The following is a 14,994-nucleotide window of genomic DNA, read 5'->3' on the forward strand; positions in this document are numbered from 1 at the left end:
GCCTCCTAGCGCTGAGCGTCCATGGCGCGCAGCACGGCGTCGCCGTTCTTCTGCACGAACAGTTGGCGCGTTTCCTCGCGCACCACCTTGCGGATGCTGGCGTTGTCGGGATGCTCGTTGACCTGCACGCCCCTGGCCCGCAACGTGGCGATGGCCGCGGCCTCGTTGTCGGCGTTGAGCTTGCGCTGGTAGGTGGCGGCGGCAGCGGCCTCTTCCAGCAGCACCTTCTGGTACTCGGGCCTGAGCGCGTCGAACTTCGCCTTATTCATCAGCACCACCAGCGCGGTATAGGCGTGGCGCGTCATCGACACGTACTTCTGCACCTCGTACATCTTGGCCGAGACCATCAGCGTGGGCGGATTCTCCTGGCCGTCGACCGCGCCGGATTCCAGCGCGCCGAAGACCTCGGCGAACGGCATCGGCTGCGGACTCGCGCCCAGCAGCTGGAAGGCCTTGATATGCGACGGGTTGGGCGTGGTGCGGATCTTCAGGCCGCGGATGTCCTCGGCCTTGTTGACCGGGCGCTTGTTGTTGCCCAGGCTGCGGAAGCCGATCTCCCAGAAGGCCAGGCCCTTGATGCGGTGGGCGCCCAGCTCGTCGAGCAGCGAGCGGCCGATCGCGCCGTCCAGCACCTTGTACGCCGAGGGGCCGTCCTCGAACTGGTAGGGCAGGTCGAGCACGTTCAGGCGCGGTGCCAGGCCGGTGACAAAGGGATTGCCGGTGGCGCCGATGTCGATGGTGCCGCTGCGCACGCCGGTGACCAGCGTGGTGTCGTTGCCGAGCTGGCTGTTGGCGAAGACCTGGATCTCGACGCCGCCCTGGGTGCGCTGCCTGACCTTCTTGCTGAAGGCGAGCGCGGCAAGGTGCTGCGAGTCGGTTTCCGGAACGGTATGGGCGAAGCGAAGCTTTACCGGTGTCGCGGCCTGTGTCTGTGTCTGTGCCTGTGCCTGTGCCGGTGCCACGCCGGCGACGGACAATAGCGCTGCCAGCACGATATGCGGGATAACGTGTTTCATGGTGTCTCCTGGATTTGTGATGCGGCCCGGTCGAGGTGTGCCGGGCTCTGGGGCGCCCTGTGCGGGGCGGTTATCAGGGCGGCGGATGCAACAGCCCGCGCCGGGCCAGGCTGGCCATCAGCGCGCCGATGCCGAAGGTCCACGGCGGCAGCGCGTCGCTGCTGCCGACCCAGTTCACCAGGCCGCCGAGGCGCGGCGCGGAGATGCTGACGCGGTCGCCGAGGTGATGGGTAAAGCCGGCGCCGGGTGCGTCGCGGTCCTGCACCGGCGCGAACAGCGTGCCGCAGAACAGCATCATGCCGTCGGGATACTGGTGGTGCGCGCCCATCGCATGCGCCACCAGTTCCTGCGGCGAACGGCTGATCTGCGTCATCGCGCTGGCGCCATGCAGCACGAAGCCATCCTCGCCCTCGATGGTCAGGCCGATCTCGGTGCGCGCGATCTCGTCGATGCCGAAATGCGCATCGCACAGCCGGATCCACGGACCGATGCCGCAGGACGCGTTGTTGTCCTTGGCCTTGCCCAGCAGCAGCGCGCTGCGGCCTTCGAAGTCGCGCAGGTTGACGTCGTTGCCCAGCGCCGCGCCGACGATCTCGCCGCGCGGCGAGACTGCCAGCACCACCTCCGGCTCGGGGTTGTTCCAGGTCGATGCCGGATGCAGGCCGACATCCACGCCGGTGCCCACCGATGACAGCGGCGCGGCCTTGGTGAAGATCTCCGCGTCCGGGCCGATGCCGACTTCCAGGTATTGCGACCACAACCCCTGCGCGACCAGTACCTCCTTGATGCGCATGGCCTCGGGCGAGCCCGGGCGGATGGCGGCAAAGCCGGTCCCGACGATGGCGCCGACACTCTCGCGCACGGCGGCGGCACTGGCCGCGTCGCCGCGCGCGCGCTCCTCGATCACGCGCTCGACCAGGCTGGCGGCAAAGGTCACGCCGGCTGCCTTTACCACCTGCAGGTCGTTCGGCGCCAGCAGGTGGCGGTGTTCGGGGTCCGGCCCATGCGCGCAGGTCGCGTCGAGCCAGTCTTGCAGCGGCCCCAGCGAAGCCCCGGTGGCCTGCCGCACGCGTTCGGCGCAGTCAGGCAGCGCGAGCAGGCCGGCAATGGTGGGCGCGGTGGCCGTGATATCGAACAGTTCCGCGCCGCGCACCACCACCGTCACGGGACCGCCGTGCGCGCCCGGCAGCCAGGCGCGTCCCACCAGCAAGGCGCGCTCGGCGTCGCGCGGCAGGGTTTCTTCAACCGAGATGCGTCGTGTCATGTCACACCTTGACGTTGGCGTCCTTGACCACGCGCGCCCACTTGGCGCGCTCCGTGGCGATGAACTGCGCGAAGCGCGCCGCGCTGCCGCCACCGTCCTCGGCACCGAAGCCGGCCAGCTTGCCCGCCACGTCGGGCAGCGCCAGCACCTTGTTCAGGTCCGCATTCATGCGCTGGACCATCGGCGCGGGCAGGCCGGCGGGGCCGACCAGCCCGTACCAGGTGCCGGCATCGAAGCCGGGAAAGCCCGATTCCGCCAGCGTCGGCACGTTGGGATAGCTGGCCGCGCGGCGCGTGCGCGTCTGCGCGATCGCCACCACCTTGCCGCCCTGGATCTGCGGCGTGGCCGAGGTCATGGTCTCGAAGCTGAAATCGATCTGGCCGCCGATCAGGTCGGTCAGCATCGGCGCCGAGCCGCGATACGGCACGTGCAGCGCATCCACGCCGGCGCGCAGCTTGAACATCTCCAGCGCCAGGTGCTGCGCCGCGCCGGCGCCGGACGAGCCGAAGGTGATCTTGCCCGGCTGACTGCGGCACAGCGCGACCACGTCGGCCACCGAGCGCGCGCGCCCGCCGGTCTGGCAGATCAGCAGGTTGGGCGTGACGCCGACCAGCATGACCGGGGTGAAGTCCTTCTCCACCGAGTAGCCCAGCTTCGGGTACAGGCTCGGCGCGATGGCATGGTTGCTGATGTTGGTCATCAGCAGCGTGGCGCCGTCCGGCGCCTGGCGCGCGGTGTACTCGGCGGCGACCACGCCGGCGGCGCCGGGCCGGTTCTCGACGATGACCGACACCCGCCACAGCGCCGACAGCTGCTGCGCGATCACGCGCGCCATCACATCGGTGCCGCCGCCGGGAGGGAACCCCACGATGATGCGGATCGGGCCGGTCGGCAGTGCCTGGGACCAGGCTGCCAGCGGCGTGGCCAAGGTGGCCGCGCCCGCGCACAGGAAGGTGCGACGTCGCATGTGTTGTCTCCTGATGTTGTTGTTCGGAATGCGCCGGTATTACAGCGAGGCCTCGAGCAGCGCGAGGTAGTCCTCGGCGCTGGCCTCGCGCGGGTTGGTCTTGTGGCAGTGGTCGGCCAGCGCGTAGTCGATGACGCGCGGCAACAGGGCCGCGTCGACGCCCATCTCGCGCAGGCCCGAGGGCAGGCCCAGGCGCTGGTTCATGCCGGTGATGGCCGGAGCGACAGCGTCCGCATCGGCCAGTCCCATCGCCTGCGCGATGCGGGCCAGCTTGTCGTCGGCGCGCATCGACGGCGCCTCGGCGTTGAAGCGGATCACCGCGGGCAGCAGCACGGCGTTCAGGGTGCCGTGGTGCAGCGTCGGCATCAGCCCGCCCAGCGCGTGGCTCAGGCTGTGCACGCAGCCCAGCCCCTTCTGGAACGCAAGCGCGCCCTGCATCGATGCGCTCATCATGGCCAGGCGCGCGGCACGGTCCTGCGGATCGCGGCGCGCGCGCTCGATATGCAGCCAGGCGCGGCGCAGGCCATCGAGCGCGATGCCGTCGGCGGGCGGGTTGAAGGCCGGTGCCATGAAGGTTTCCAGGCAATGGGCGATGGCATCCATGCCGGTGGCCGCGGTCAGCATCGGCGGCAGTCCCAGCGTCAGTTCCGGATCGCAGATTGCCACGCGCGGCACCAGGTAGGGCGACAGCACGCCGACCTTGCGGCCGTCGTCGAGGATCAGCACCGCGCCGCGGCCGACTTCGCTGCCGGTGCCGGCCGTGGTGGGGATCGCGATCACCGGTGCGGTGGCCGCCGTGATGCGTGCCACGCCGCCCTCGATCGCGGCGAACTGGCGCAGCGGGCCGTCGTGGGTGGCACAGACCGCGACCCCCTTGGCCAGGTCGATCGGCGAACCGCCGCCGACCGCGATGATGCCGTCGCAACGATACTCGCCATAGAGGCGCATGGCCTCGCGCATGGCGGCTTCGGTCGGGTTGGACGGCGTGCCGTCGAAGATCACTGCCTCGCAGCCGGGGCGCAGCTGCTCCAGCACGCGCTGCACGATGCCGGCGGCCTTGACGCCGGCGTCGGTGACCACCAGCGGGCGCGTGATGCCGATGCGCTCGCATTCCTGCGCCAGCAGCCCGATCGCGCCGAAGTCGATCTGGATCTGGGTGATGTAGTTGATCAGGGCCATCTTGTCTCCATGCTGTGTGGGGTGCGCCGTGTTCCCGCGGGGGGCGGGCCGGCCGCATTGGTGACGAAGTCTAGGAACAAGCTTCGCGGGTCACAACGTGGAATTACTTGAAGACAGACCAAGAAAATCTCACAGCAGCGAACGCCTAGTTTTTCTTGAAGCGGCGCTGAGATTTTCTCGTTTTGCGGCGCGCGGCGCGGGCCCTAGACTGGCGCAGACCGGCCGGACTCCGGACCACTGCCCGCTGCCGGGCCTCCTACACACCAACGACAACCATGAGACAACCGATCCTGATCGAGCGCGACGCCCAGGTCGCCACCATCACGCTGAACAACCCGGACAAGCTCAATGCCATGGACCTGTCCATGTGGCAGGGCCTGACCGACGCCATCCAGGGCCTGTCGGCCGACGACACGCTGCGCTGCGTGGTGCTGCGCGGCGCCGGCGACAAGGCCTTCGCCGCCGGCGCCGACATCGCCGAGTTCGACACCATGCGCGCCAACGCCGCGCAGGCGCAGCAGTATGGCGAGATCACCAACGCCACCATGCGCGCCATCGCCGCATGCCGGCATCCGACCGTCGCGCTGATCCAGGGCGCCTGCGTCGGCGGCGGGCTGGAAATCGCGTCGATGTGCGACCTGCGCATCTGCGGCAAGTCGAGCCGCTTCGGCGTGCCGGTCAACCGGCTCGGGCTGGTGATGTCGTATGGCGAACTGGGCGGGCTGGTGGCGCTGGCGGGGCCGGCGACCGCGCTCGAGATCGTGCTGGAAGGCCGCGTGTTCGACGCCGACGAGGCCCTGCACAAGCGCCTGGTCAACCGCGTGGTGGCGGACGAGGCCGTGCCCGACGAAGCCTACGCGGCGGCACGGCGCATCGCCGCCGGCGCGCCGCTGGTGGCGCGCTGGCACAAGCAGTTCGTGCGCAGGCTGCTCGATCCCGCGCCGCTGCGCCCGGAAGAGCATGCCGAGTCCTATGCCTGCTTCGATACCGAGGATTTCAGGATCGGGCACCGCGCCTTTCTCGACAAGACCCGGCCGCAGTTCGTGGGCCGTTGACCGCACCCTAGTTCCAGACACCGCGGCGCCGCCAAGCCAAGGCGGCCGCCCCAACCACAGGTGGTATCCATGAATTTGCCGTTATCGAAAATCAAGGTCCTGGACGTCAGCCAGATCATGGCCGGTCCGTTCTGCTGCATGCTGCTGGGCGACATGGGCGCCGACGTCATCAAGGTCGAGGCGCCGGGCGCCGGCGACCAGACCCGCAAGTCGATGGGCTTCCGGCTCAAGGGCGATGACAGCGGCGGCTTCCTGGCGCTGAACCGCAACAAGCGCAGCGTCGAGATCGACCTGAAGAACCCGGCCGGCCTCGAGGCCTTCTATGAACTGGTGCGCGGCGCCGACGTGCTGGTGGAGAACAACCGCCCGGGCGTGGCCGCGCGCCTGAAGATCGACTACGCGGTGCTGCGCGAGATCAATCCGCGCCTGGTCTATGCCAGCATCTCCGGCTTCGGCCAGACCGGGCCGTGGTCGCGGCGCCCGGGGCTGGACCTGATCGCGCAGGCGATGTCCGGCGTGATGAGCGTGATGGGCCATCCGGACGCGCCGCCGGTCAAGTCCAGCGTGCCGATCGCCGACCTGGGAGCCGGGCTGTTTACGGCTTATGGCGTCCTCAGCGCGCTGATGGGGCGCGAGCATACCGGGCAGGGGCAATACGTCGATGCGTCGCTGTTCGAGACGGCGCTGGGGTTGTCGGTGTGGGAGTCGGCTGAGTACTGGGGCACCGGCGAGGTGCCGGTGCCGATCGGCAGCGCCAACCGCATGAGCGCGCCGTACCAGGCGGTGCGGGCCGCCGACCGGCACTTTGTCATCGGCGCGGCCAATCCCAAGCTGTGGGCCGCGCTGTGCGAGGTGATCGGGCGGCCGGACCTGCTTGCCGATCCGCGCTTTACCGACAACGCCGCTCGCATCCGCAACCGCGCCGCGCTGATCCCTGAAATTGAGGCAGAATTCGCGCGCAAGCCGGCGGCGCAGTGGGTCGATGCGCTGCTGGCGGCCGGTGTGCCGGCGGCACCGATCTTCACCTACGACGAAGCGCTGGCCAGCGAACAGGCGGTGGCGCGCGACATGGTGCTGGAGATCGACCACCCGGTCGAAGGGCGGGTCAAGGCACTCGGCTTTCCGGTCAAGCTGAGCGGCACGCCGCAGCAGGTGCGCTATCCAGCGCCGCTGCTGGGCCAGCATACCGATGAAGTGCTGGGGGAGTTCGGCCTGGACGCCGCCACCGTCACGCGGCTGCGTGCGCAGGGGGCGTTCGGTGCGCCGGCGCGCGCACAGGAACTGGAACGCGGCGCCGCCTGAGCGCAGCCGCGGTCATCATCTATACCGATAAAAGACAGGAGACAACCATGACGATTGCACGTTCGCTGATGCGGCGCTGGGCGATGCCCGTAGCCGTGGTGCTGGGGCTGCCGGCCCTGCTGGGCGGCGCGGCCACGGCGAAGGCGGAAACCTACCCCAGCCGGCGCATCGAGCTGATCGTGCCGTGGCAGGCAGGCGGCGGGGCCGATGTGGTGGCGCGCGCGCTGTCCGCCGCGGCCGCGAAACACCTGCCGCAGCCGATCGTCGTCATCAACAAGCCGGGTGCCACCGGCTCGGTGGGCCTGGGCGAAGTGGTCAACGCGAAGCCGGACGGGTACAAGCTGGTGCTGTCGTCCAGCGAGCTGACCTTCCTGAATTACCTCGGGCTGGCCAAGTTCACCTACCAGGACCTGATCCCCATCGCACGGCTGAACGCGGACCCGGCCGCCGTGGCGGTCCGGGCCGATGCGCCGTGGACCACGATCGAGCAGTTTGTCGCCGATGCGCGCAAGCCGGACGCCAATATCCGCGTGGGTAACGCGGGGCAGGGCTCGGCCTGGCATATGGCCGCGGCCGCGCTGGCCGACAAGACCGGCGCGAAGTTCAACCATATCCCCTATGCCGGCGGCGCTCCCGCCACGCTCGCGCTGCTGGGCGGGCATATCGATGCGGTCACGGTCAGCACGGCGGAGGTCTTCACGCATGTCGCCGCGGGCAAGCTAAAGGTGCTGGCGGTGATGGCCGACAAGCGGGTCAGCGGCTTCGACAACGTGCCGACGCTGAAGGAACGCAAGATCGACCTGTCGATGGGAATCTGGCGCGGCATCTCGGCGCCGAAGGGCACGCCGCCCGAGGTGATCGCGGTCCTGAAGACGGCGATCGCGAAATCGGTGCAGGAGCCGGTGATGCGCCAGACGCTGGAGAAGCTGCACTTCAGCACCGATACCTATGCCGATGACGTGACGCTGCAGGCCGCCATGGTGAAGGAGTCGGCGCAGTTCAAGCAGCTCGCCAGCCGCATCAGCGTCAAGGAGTAGGCCCATGCGCGACACACCCGCGGCGGGCGCGGCGTCCGTCGAGCCCTTTATCGACGCGCACCAGCATTTCTGGGACCTGCAGCGCAACCCGTACCCGTGGCTGCAGGACGAGACGGTGCCGAACTTCCGCTATGGCGATTACTCGGCATTGCGCCGGAATTACCTTCCGGAGGACCTGGCGCGCGACACGGAAGGCTGCGCGCCGGTCAAGACGGTGCATGTCGAAGCCGAATGGGCACGCGCCAATCCCGTCGACGAGACCGCGTGGCTGGCGCAGCTCGCCGCGCGGACGGGACGGCCAACGGCGATCGTCGGCCATGCCCAGCTTGACCGCGGCGATGCCGACGAAGTGCTGGCGGGCCATGCCGCCTGCGCGATGATGCGCGGCATCCGCAACAAGCCGGTGACCGCGGCGCGGCGCGAGGATGCGCGGCGCGGCGTGCCGGGCTCGATGGACGACGAGCGCTGGCGGTGTGGCTATGCCTTGCTGGCCCGGCATGGCATGTCGTTCGACCTGCAGGCGCCGTGGTGGAACCTGGATCAGGCCGCTGCGCTGGCGCGGGATTTTCCGGGCACGCAGCTGATTCTGAACCATACCGGGCTGCCGGCCGACCGCAGTGAAACAGGCCTCGCCGGCTGGCGTGCCGCGATGGCCGGGCTGGCCGGGCAGCCCAATGTCGCTGTGAAGATCTCTGGCCTGGGTTTGCCGGGCAAGCCGTGGACGCAGGCCGACAATGTGCCCGTGATCCGCGACGCCATCGCCATTTTCGGCACGGAACGCTGCATGTTCGCCAGCAACTATCCTGTGGACAGCCTGGTGGCCAGCTACGACACCATCGTGGCGGGTTTCCGCGCCGCCATCGCGATCTATTCGCCCGCACAGCAGCGCGCGCTGTGGCACGACAACGCGGCGCGCTTCTATCGCCTGTAGCAATCGACAACGATCCGCCACCCACCTGGCTCGCGCCGGGGCGGGGCGGGCGGCTTCGCCCCAAGACTTGAAAGGAACCCATGATGAAGAACGGATTGCAAACCGGCGCCGCCTGCGCGCGCACGCTGACGGTCGACCGCCAGCGCACCATCGATTTTCTCGGCGAAAGCCTGCGCATCTACGCCACGCCCGAGCTGGTCCGCGATATCGAACAGACGTGCCTCGATTTCCTGCAAGCCTTTCTCGAGGATGGTGAAAGCTCGGTGGGCGCGGAGGTATCGGTGCAACACACCGGTGCCACCCCGCTGGGCGGCGAGGTGCGCATCCACGCCGAGATCACGGCCATCGATGGCCGCAGCGTCACCTTCAGCGTGACTGCCGACGATGCAGTGGAGCGGGTATGCAGCGGCACCCATCGCCGCTTCGTGGTCGATGTCGAGCGCTTGCGCGCCCGCGTGCAGAAGAAGGCGGCATCGATGCCCGCCGCCGCCTGAAGCCGCGCAGCAGGACGCGCCCCGCAAGCCGCCCTCAGACGGGGGCCGGCTGCCGCTGGTCCGACGACACTTCCGCGCGAATCCAGTCAGTGAAGCAGCGGATGCGGCGATCCTCCAGCCGCTCCTTCGGGAACACCACGAAGTAAGAGAACTCGACCGGCAGCCGGATCGATTCGAACAGGCGCACCAGCCGGCCTTCGGCCAGGTCCTGCTCGATCCAGTTCTTCTTGACCAGCGCCACGCCCAGGCCATTGAGCGCGGCGTTGATGACCAGGTGGCTCGGCCAGAACGACGGCCCGCGGCTGGCGTCGACATCGGTTACGCCGGCATGCTCGAGCCACATCGCCCAGTCAGGGTTGCTGACGTCCGTATAGGTGCTGTCGTCGTGCAGCAGCGTATGGTGCTTCAGGTCGGACGGCGTTTCGAGCGGCTGCGGACCTTGCAGCAGCGCCGGGCTGCATACGGGAATGACCTCGACCGCCATGCACAGCTCGCAGTGCAGGCCGGGGTAATCGCCACGGCCATAGCGGATCGCCATGTCGAAATCGTCGCGCTCGAAATCGATGCGATGGTTCGACGTGGATACCTTCAGGTCGATGTCCGGGTGCGCCTTCATGAAGCGGTCCATGCGCGGGATCAGCCATTTGACCGCGAACGTGGGCGGCATGTTGACCTTCAGCGCCGGGCGGTCCTTGCTGTGCAGGCGGTGCGTGGCATCGGCGAGTTGCTTGAAGGCCAGCTGCACGCTGGGCAGGTAGGCGTTGCCGGCCGGTGTCAGCACCAGCGCCTTGGCCTCGCGGATAAACAGCTGCACGCCCAGGCTTTCTTCCAGTGCCTTGATCTGGTGGCTGACCGCCGACGGTGTGACGAACAATTCCTCCGCGGCCCGCGTGAAGCTCAGATGCCGGGCAGCCACTTCGAACGCCCTGAGCGGGTTGAGTGGGGGAATCTGTCTCGACATAGCGGGGGGTACGCAATCCTTTAAGCGACTTGCCGGCGTGGTCGCGTTGGCATCGGCAGGCGCTGCACGATAGCATCCGTGTCAAGCTATGGGAATAGGGCCGGCCCCCATGTAGGTGAATGAAAGCCACGGTAAATGCCCACGTCGATCATCGCAACTCCCTTTAGTCACATGGGTCTGCCAGATTTGGTGCCTTCGCCATCCTGCACGGCGAGAAGGTGGACAACCCGGCTGACGACGTGGGAGCCGCCTCGATTGCGACGTGCGTGCCGACGGATCGCTTCGGCACGGTTCAAAGCTGCGAGGCGCGCATGCCGCCGCGCGGCAGGCAGCCGAGCAGCCTGTCGAAGGCCGCCGCGATGTCTTCCTCCGGCACGCAGGCATACCCCAGCAGCAGGCCTCGCTGCACGGCGTCGCCGATGAAATAGCGCGACAGCGGCCGCACCACGATGCCACGCTCGCGGGCTGCAGCGGTGATGGCTACGTCGTCGGCATCGTCGGGCAGGCGCAGCACCAAGTGCAGGCCGGCATTGCTGCCGTGCTCGTGCAGCGCGTTGGGGCCGAGATAGCGCTCGATCAACGCGGCCAGGATGGCGCGCCGCCTGGCATACAGCGGCCGCATGCGGCGGATGTGGGCGGCATAGTCGCCCGCCTGCATGAATTCGGCGACGGTTGCCTGCGTCATCAGGTGGCCGGCCCGGTATAGCTCGGCGTGCGCGGTCTGGAAGGCGCCGGCCAGGCTGCGCGGCAGCACCAGGTAGCCCATGCGCAAGCCCGGGTAGAGAGTCTTGCTGAAGGTGCCGACATAGATCACCGGCGCATCCGGTTCCATGCCCTGCAACGACGGGATCGGTTGCCCGGAAAAACGGAACTCGCTGTCGTAGTCGTCCTCCACGATCCAGCTGCCGCGCTGGCGGGCGTACTCCAGCAGCGCGCGCCGGCGCTTCAGGCTCATCACGGCGCCAAGCGGGTACTGGTGCGAGGGCGTGACGAAGATGAACCGCGGCGCGGGCATCTCGCTGCCTGCTTCGGTGTCGGGCAGCGTCAGGCCCTCATCGTCCACCAGCTTCGGCACCATGCCGATATCGCTGACCTGCAGCACGCCGCGGATGCCCCAATAGCTGGGTTCCTCCACCCACGCCTGGTCGCCGGGCGAGCCCAGCATCCTCACCACTAGGTCGATGGCCTGGTGAATGCCTTCGGTGATCAGCACCTGGTCCGGATCGCAGCGCACCGAGCGCGCGACCCGCAGATGCGCAGCCAGGGCTTCGCGCAGCGCCGGCAGTCCGCCGCCATGGCTGTAGCTCAGCCATTCCGGGTGCGGCTGGCGCCAAAGGCGGGCCGAAATCTGGGCGTAGCGGCGATGCGGGAAGCGCGTCACGTCGGGAACGCCCGGCATGAATGCGCCCCACTGCGTGGGCGAGGCCGAGGCGTTGGCCAGCAGCCGCTGCCCGCGCGGCGACAGCCCGGGCATGGCCTGCGGGCCGCCCCCGGTCGCTGGGACCGCGGCGGCGTTCAGGTAGCGCTCCGGCGCGGTGGCGGCAACGAAGGTGCCGCTGCCGGTGCGCGCGTACAGGTATCCCTCGGCCAGCAGCTGGTCGTAGGCAAACATCACCGTATTGCGCGACAGCCCCAGTTCGGCGGCCAGGTCGCGCTGTGGCGGCAGGCGCGTGGCCGGCGCAAGGCTGCCGTCCTGGATCGCGCCGCGGATGCATTCGTAGAGGCCGCGGTTGAGCGGCTTACCCAGTGCCGCCGTGCCTTCGGGGCCCAGGCGCTGGAGCAGCTGGTCGCCGCAGATCGATTTCAAATTGGCACCATCGGAATTGCGAAAGCGGTACTGGATTATAGGGCCAAGGCCGGTTGAAATGGCTGGCATCGCTGGGCCCCTGCCAGCGGTGCCCGTTTCGCGAGTCGGCCCGTGCCGACAGTCCTTACCGCACAAAGACCATGAAAAACCTCGAACTGAACCAACGCCGTACCCTCGCGACGCCGCGCGGCGTGGGCGTGATGTGCGACTTCTACGCCGACCGCGCCGAGAACGCCACGCTGTGGGATGTGGAAGGCCGCGCTTACACGGACTTCGCCGCCGGCATCGCCGTGCTCAACACGGGCCACCGCCACCCGCGCGTGATGCAGGCCATCGCCGCGCAGCTGGAGCGTTTCACGCATACGGCCTACCAGATCGTGCCCTACCAGGGCTATGTCACGCTGGCCGAGCGTATCAACGCGCTGGTGCCGATCCAGGGCCTGAACAAGACGGCCCTGTTCACCACCGGCGCAGAGGCCGTCGAGAACGCCATCAAGATCGCCCGTGCGCATACCGGCCGCCCCGGCGTGATCGCATTCTCTGGCGCCTTCCATGGCCGCACGCTGCTGGGCATGGCGCTCACCGGCAAGGTGGCGCCGTACAAGATCGGGTTTGGCCCGTTCCCCTCCGACATCTACCACGCCCCGTTCCCCAGCGCGCTGCATGGCGTCAGCACTGAGCGGGCGCTGCAGGCGCTTGAAGGCCTGTTCAAGACCGATATCGATCCGGGCCGCGTGGCCGCGATCATCGTTGAGCCGGTGCAAGGCGAGGGCGGATTCCAGGCGGCGCCGGCCGATTTCATGCGGGGCTTGCGGGCGGTGTGCGACCAGCACGGCATCGTGCTGATTGCCGATGAAGTGCAGACCGGCTTTGGCCGTACCGGCAAGATGTTCGCGATGTCGCACCATGACGTTGAGCCTGACCTGATCACCATGGCCAAGAGCCTGGCCGGCGGCATGCCGCTGTCGGCGGTCAGCGGCCGTGCCGCAATCATGGATGCGCCGCTGCCCGGCGGCCTCGGTGGCACCTATGCCGGCAATCCGCTGGCGGTGGCGGCGGCGCACGCGGTCATCGATGTCATCGAGGAAGAAAAGCTGTGCGAGCGCTCCGCCAGCCTTGGCCAGCAGTTGCGCGAGCACCTGCTAGCACAGCGCAAGCACTGCCCCGCAATGGCCGAAGTACGCGGGCTGGGTTCGATGGTCGCCGCCGAATTCTGCGATCCCGCCACGGGCCAGCCCAGTGGCGAGCATGCCAAGCGCGTACAGACGCGTGCGCTGGAAGCCGGCTTGGTGCTGTTGACCTGCGGCACCTACGGCAATGTCATCCGCTTCCTCTATCCGCTCACCATCCCGCAGGCGCAGTTCGACGCGGCGTTGGCGGTGCTGGCCCAGGCGCTGGCCGAATAAGGGGAACACATGGAACTCCAACATACCGCACTGTTGCGTAGCCATTGCCTGATCGACGGCGAATGGACCGGAGCGCAAAGCGGCGCAGAACTCGCTGTCTTCAACCCGGCGACTCAGGAACAGATTGGCTCGGTGCCGCTGGCCGGCGCGGCTGAAGCCGAACAGGCGGTGCGCGCCGCCGAGCGTGCTCTGCCGGCATGGCGCGCGCAGACGGGCAAGGCGCGTGCCGCCGTGCTGCGCCGCTGGGCCGACCTGATGCTGGCACACCAGGAAGACCTGGCCCGGCTGATGACCGCCGAGCAAGGCAAGCCGCTGGCCGAGGCGCGTGGCGAGGTGGCCTACGCCGCGAGCTTTCTCGAGTGGTTTGGCGAGGAAGCCAAGCGGGTCGATGGCGAGGTGCTGGCCAGCCCGCGCAGCAGCCAGAAGATGCTGGTGCTGCGCGAGCCGGTGGGTGTGTGCGCGGCCGTTACGCCGTGGAACTTCCCCGCGGCGATGATCACGCGCAAGGTCGGCCCGGCGCTCGCCGCCGGCTGCACCATCATCGTCAAGCCCGCAGAGCAGACGCCGCTCACGGCACTGGCGCTAGCCGTGCTGGGCGAACAGGCCGGCGTGCCGCGTGGCGTGCTGCAGGTGGTGACCGGCGACGCCGTGCAGATCGGCGGCGTGCTGTGCACCAGTCCGGTGGTGCGCAAGCTCAGCTTTACCGGCTCGACCGCGATCGGCAAGCTGCTGATGGCGCAGTGCGCCGGCACCGTGAAGAAGCTTTCGCTGGAACTGGGTGGCAACGCGCCGCTGATCATCTTCGACGACGCGAACCTCGATCGCGCGGTCGAGGGCATCCTTGCCTCCAAGTTCCGCAACAGCGGCCAGACCTGTGTCTGCGCCAACCGCATCTATGTGCACGACCGCGTCTACGATGAGGTCGCGCGCCGGCTGGTCAGCGCGGTCGAACAACTGCGGCCGGGCCATGGCGCCGACAGCGGGGTCACGCAAGGCCCGCTCATCGACGCCGATGCGGTGGCCAAGGTCGAAGCGCATATCGCCGACGCGCTCGCGCACGGCGCCACGGTGCTGACGGGCGGCCAGCGTCATGCGCTCGGTGGCACCTTTTTCGCGCCGACGGTGCTGGCCAATGCGACTTCGTCGATGCGGGTTGCGCGCGAGGAGACCTTCGGCCCGCTGGCACCGCTGTTCCGCTTCACCAGCGAAGAAGAAGTGGTGGCAATGGCCAACGACACCGAATCGGGGCTGGCCGCTTACTTCTTCTCGTGCGACATGGCGAAGATCTGGCGCGTGGCACAGGCGCTCGAGTACGGCATGGTCGGCATCAATACCGGGCTGATCTCCAACGAGGTGGCGCCGTTCGGCGGCGTCAAGCAATCGGGGCTGGGCCGCGAAGGCTCACGCCATGGCATCGACGAGTATCTGGAGACGAAGTACCTCTGCATGGAAGTCGAATAACAGCGATGGGGTAAAGCACACCCCACCACCAGGGCGGGGCATGGCGCACCCACGCAGTGCGCTGGCCCCATGGAGACAAGACAGTCCGGCAAATGCCGGTGCCAGGCGGGCGAT

Annotated in this window: 13 protein-coding genes; 7 read left to right on the forward strand and 6 right to left on the reverse strand. The window is 68.4% G+C overall.

Going from position 1 to position 14,994, the window contains the following annotated elements; all coding sequences use genetic code 11:
• Nucleotides 1–5: 5 nt before the first annotated feature.
• The 4 genes from C7416_RS07990 to C7416_RS08005 all read right to left on the reverse strand — a co-directional run bounded on the left by C7416_RS07990 (nucleotide 6) and on the right by C7416_RS08005 (nucleotide 4,426).
• The gene (locus tag C7416_RS07990) at nucleotides 6–1,016 is read right to left on the reverse strand and encodes a DctP family TRAP transporter solute-binding subunit (protein ID WP_111517900.1); all 1,011 of its coding nucleotides are present in this window, start codon (nucleotides 1,014–1,016) and stop codon (nucleotides 6–8) included.
• A 73-nt stretch (nucleotides 1,017–1,089) separates the two neighbouring features.
• The gene (locus C7416_RS07995) at nucleotides 1,090–2,280 is read right to left on the reverse strand and encodes a fumarylacetoacetate hydrolase family protein (protein ID WP_111517901.1); all 1,191 of its coding nucleotides are present in this window, start codon (nucleotides 2,278–2,280) and stop codon (nucleotides 1,090–1,092) included.
• A gap of 1 nt (nucleotide 2,281) precedes the next feature.
• Complete coding sequence (locus tag C7416_RS08000; protein ID WP_111517902.1) at nucleotides 2,282–3,247, reverse strand: Bug family tripartite tricarboxylate transporter substrate binding protein; 966 nt, start codon at nucleotides 3,245–3,247, stop codon at nucleotides 2,282–2,284.
• Between the two features lie 39 nt (nucleotides 3,248–3,286).
• Nucleotides 3,287–4,426, reverse strand: coding sequence for an iron-containing alcohol dehydrogenase (locus tag C7416_RS08005; protein WP_111517903.1), 1,140 nt, complete (start codon nucleotides 4,424–4,426; stop codon nucleotides 3,287–3,289).
• Between the two features lie 275 nt (nucleotides 4,427–4,701).
• Here C7416_RS08005 and C7416_RS08010 point away from each other — a divergent pair, with 275 nt between their 5' ends.
• The 5 genes from C7416_RS08010 (at nucleotide 4,702) to C7416_RS08030 (ending at nucleotide 9,245) form a co-directional block, all read left to right on the forward strand.
• Nucleotides 4,702–5,481, forward strand: coding sequence for an enoyl-CoA hydratase-related protein (locus C7416_RS08010; protein ID WP_111517904.1), 780 nt, complete (start codon nucleotides 4,702–4,704; stop codon nucleotides 5,479–5,481).
• A gap of 69 nt (nucleotides 5,482–5,550) precedes the next feature.
• Nucleotides 5,551–6,783: a CaiB/BaiF CoA transferase family protein gene (locus C7416_RS08015; RefSeq protein WP_111517905.1), complete on the forward strand. Its 1,233-nt coding sequence runs from the start codon at nucleotides 5,551–5,553 to the stop codon at nucleotides 6,781–6,783.
• A gap of 47 nt (nucleotides 6,784–6,830) precedes the next feature.
• Nucleotides 6,831–7,820, forward strand: coding sequence for a Bug family tripartite tricarboxylate transporter substrate binding protein (locus C7416_RS08020; protein WP_181461167.1), 990 nt, complete (start codon nucleotides 6,831–6,833; stop codon nucleotides 7,818–7,820).
• Between the two features lie 4 nt (nucleotides 7,821–7,824).
• Complete coding sequence (locus C7416_RS08025) at nucleotides 7,825–8,751, forward strand: amidohydrolase family protein (protein WP_111517906.1); 927 nt, start codon at nucleotides 7,825–7,827, stop codon at nucleotides 8,749–8,751.
• Between the two features lie 80 nt (nucleotides 8,752–8,831).
• Nucleotides 8,832–9,245 carry a thioesterase family protein gene (locus tag C7416_RS08030; protein WP_240988169.1) on the forward strand — a complete coding sequence of 138 codons (414 nt, stop codon included), beginning with the start codon at nucleotides 8,832–8,834 and terminating at the stop codon, nucleotides 9,243–9,245.
• A gap of 34 nt (nucleotides 9,246–9,279) precedes the next feature.
• On the opposite strand, the gene C7416_RS08035 is transcribed toward C7416_RS08030, so the two are convergent.
• Entirely contained in the window at nucleotides 9,280–10,206 is a 927-nt protein-coding gene (locus C7416_RS08035) for a transcriptional regulator GcvA (RefSeq protein WP_111517907.1), read from the reverse strand.
• A gap of 292 nt (nucleotides 10,207–10,498) precedes the next feature.
• Complete coding sequence (gene pdxR / locus C7416_RS08040; RefSeq protein WP_111517908.1) at nucleotides 10,499–12,013, reverse strand: MocR-like pyridoxine biosynthesis transcription factor PdxR; 1,515 nt, start codon at nucleotides 12,011–12,013, stop codon at nucleotides 10,499–10,501.
• Between the two features lie 140 nt (nucleotides 12,014–12,153).
• Here pdxR and C7416_RS08045 point away from each other — a divergent pair, with 140 nt between their 5' ends.
• Together C7416_RS08045 and C7416_RS08050 are read left to right on the forward strand one after the other, a co-directional pair.
• Entirely contained in the window at nucleotides 12,154–13,419 is a 1,266-nt protein-coding gene (locus tag C7416_RS08045; protein ID WP_111517909.1) for a 4-aminobutyrate--2-oxoglutarate transaminase, read from the forward strand.
• Nucleotides 13,420–13,428: 9 nt separating this feature from the next.
• Complete coding sequence (locus C7416_RS08050) at nucleotides 13,429–14,880, forward strand: NAD-dependent succinate-semialdehyde dehydrogenase (protein ID WP_111517910.1); 1,452 nt, start codon at nucleotides 13,429–13,431, stop codon at nucleotides 14,878–14,880.
• Nucleotides 14,881–14,994 lie beyond the last annotated feature (114 nt).

The organism is Cupriavidus phytorum (genome assembly GCF_003254285.1).
GTDB lineage: Bacteria > Pseudomonadota > Gammaproteobacteria > Burkholderiales > Burkholderiaceae > Cupriavidus > Cupriavidus phytorum.

Coding starts and splice junctions, on each gene's coding strand:
- C7416_RS07990 (WP_111517900.1), bottom strand. CDS start 1,016: ATGAAACACGTTATCCCGCATATCGTGCTGGCAGCGCTATTGTCCGTC.
- C7416_RS08025 (WP_111517906.1), top strand. CDS start 7,825: ATGCGCGACACACCCGCGGCGGGCGCGGCGTCCGTCGAGCCCTTTATC.
- C7416_RS08015 (WP_111517905.1), top strand. CDS start 5,551: ATGAATTTGCCGTTATCGAAAATCAAGGTCCTGGACGTCAGCCAGATC.
- C7416_RS08030 (WP_240988169.1), top strand. CDS start 8,832: ATGATGAAGAACGGATTGCAAACCGGCGCCGCCTGCGCGCGCACGCTG.
- C7416_RS08035 (WP_111517907.1), bottom strand. CDS start 10,206: ATGTCGAGACAGATTCCCCCACTCAACCCGCTCAGGGCGTTCGAAGTG.
- C7416_RS07995 (WP_111517901.1), bottom strand. CDS start 2,280: ATGACACGACGCATCTCGGTTGAAGAAACCCTGCCGCGCGACGCCGAG.
- C7416_RS08000 (WP_111517902.1), bottom strand. CDS start 3,247: ATGCGACGTCGCACCTTCCTGTGCGCGGGCGCGGCCACCTTGGCCACG.
- C7416_RS08020 (WP_181461167.1), top strand. CDS start 6,831: ATGACGATTGCACGTTCGCTGATGCGGCGCTGGGCGATGCCCGTAGCC.
- C7416_RS08005 (WP_111517903.1), bottom strand. CDS start 4,426: ATGGCCCTGATCAACTACATCACCCAGATCCAGATCGACTTCGGCGCG.
- C7416_RS08050 (WP_111517910.1), top strand. CDS start 13,429: ATGGAACTCCAACATACCGCACTGTTGCGTAGCCATTGCCTGATCGAC.
- C7416_RS08010 (WP_111517904.1), top strand. CDS start 4,702: ATGAGACAACCGATCCTGATCGAGCGCGACGCCCAGGTCGCCACCATC.
- C7416_RS08045 (WP_111517909.1), top strand. CDS start 12,154: ATGAAAAACCTCGAACTGAACCAACGCCGTACCCTCGCGACGCCGCGC.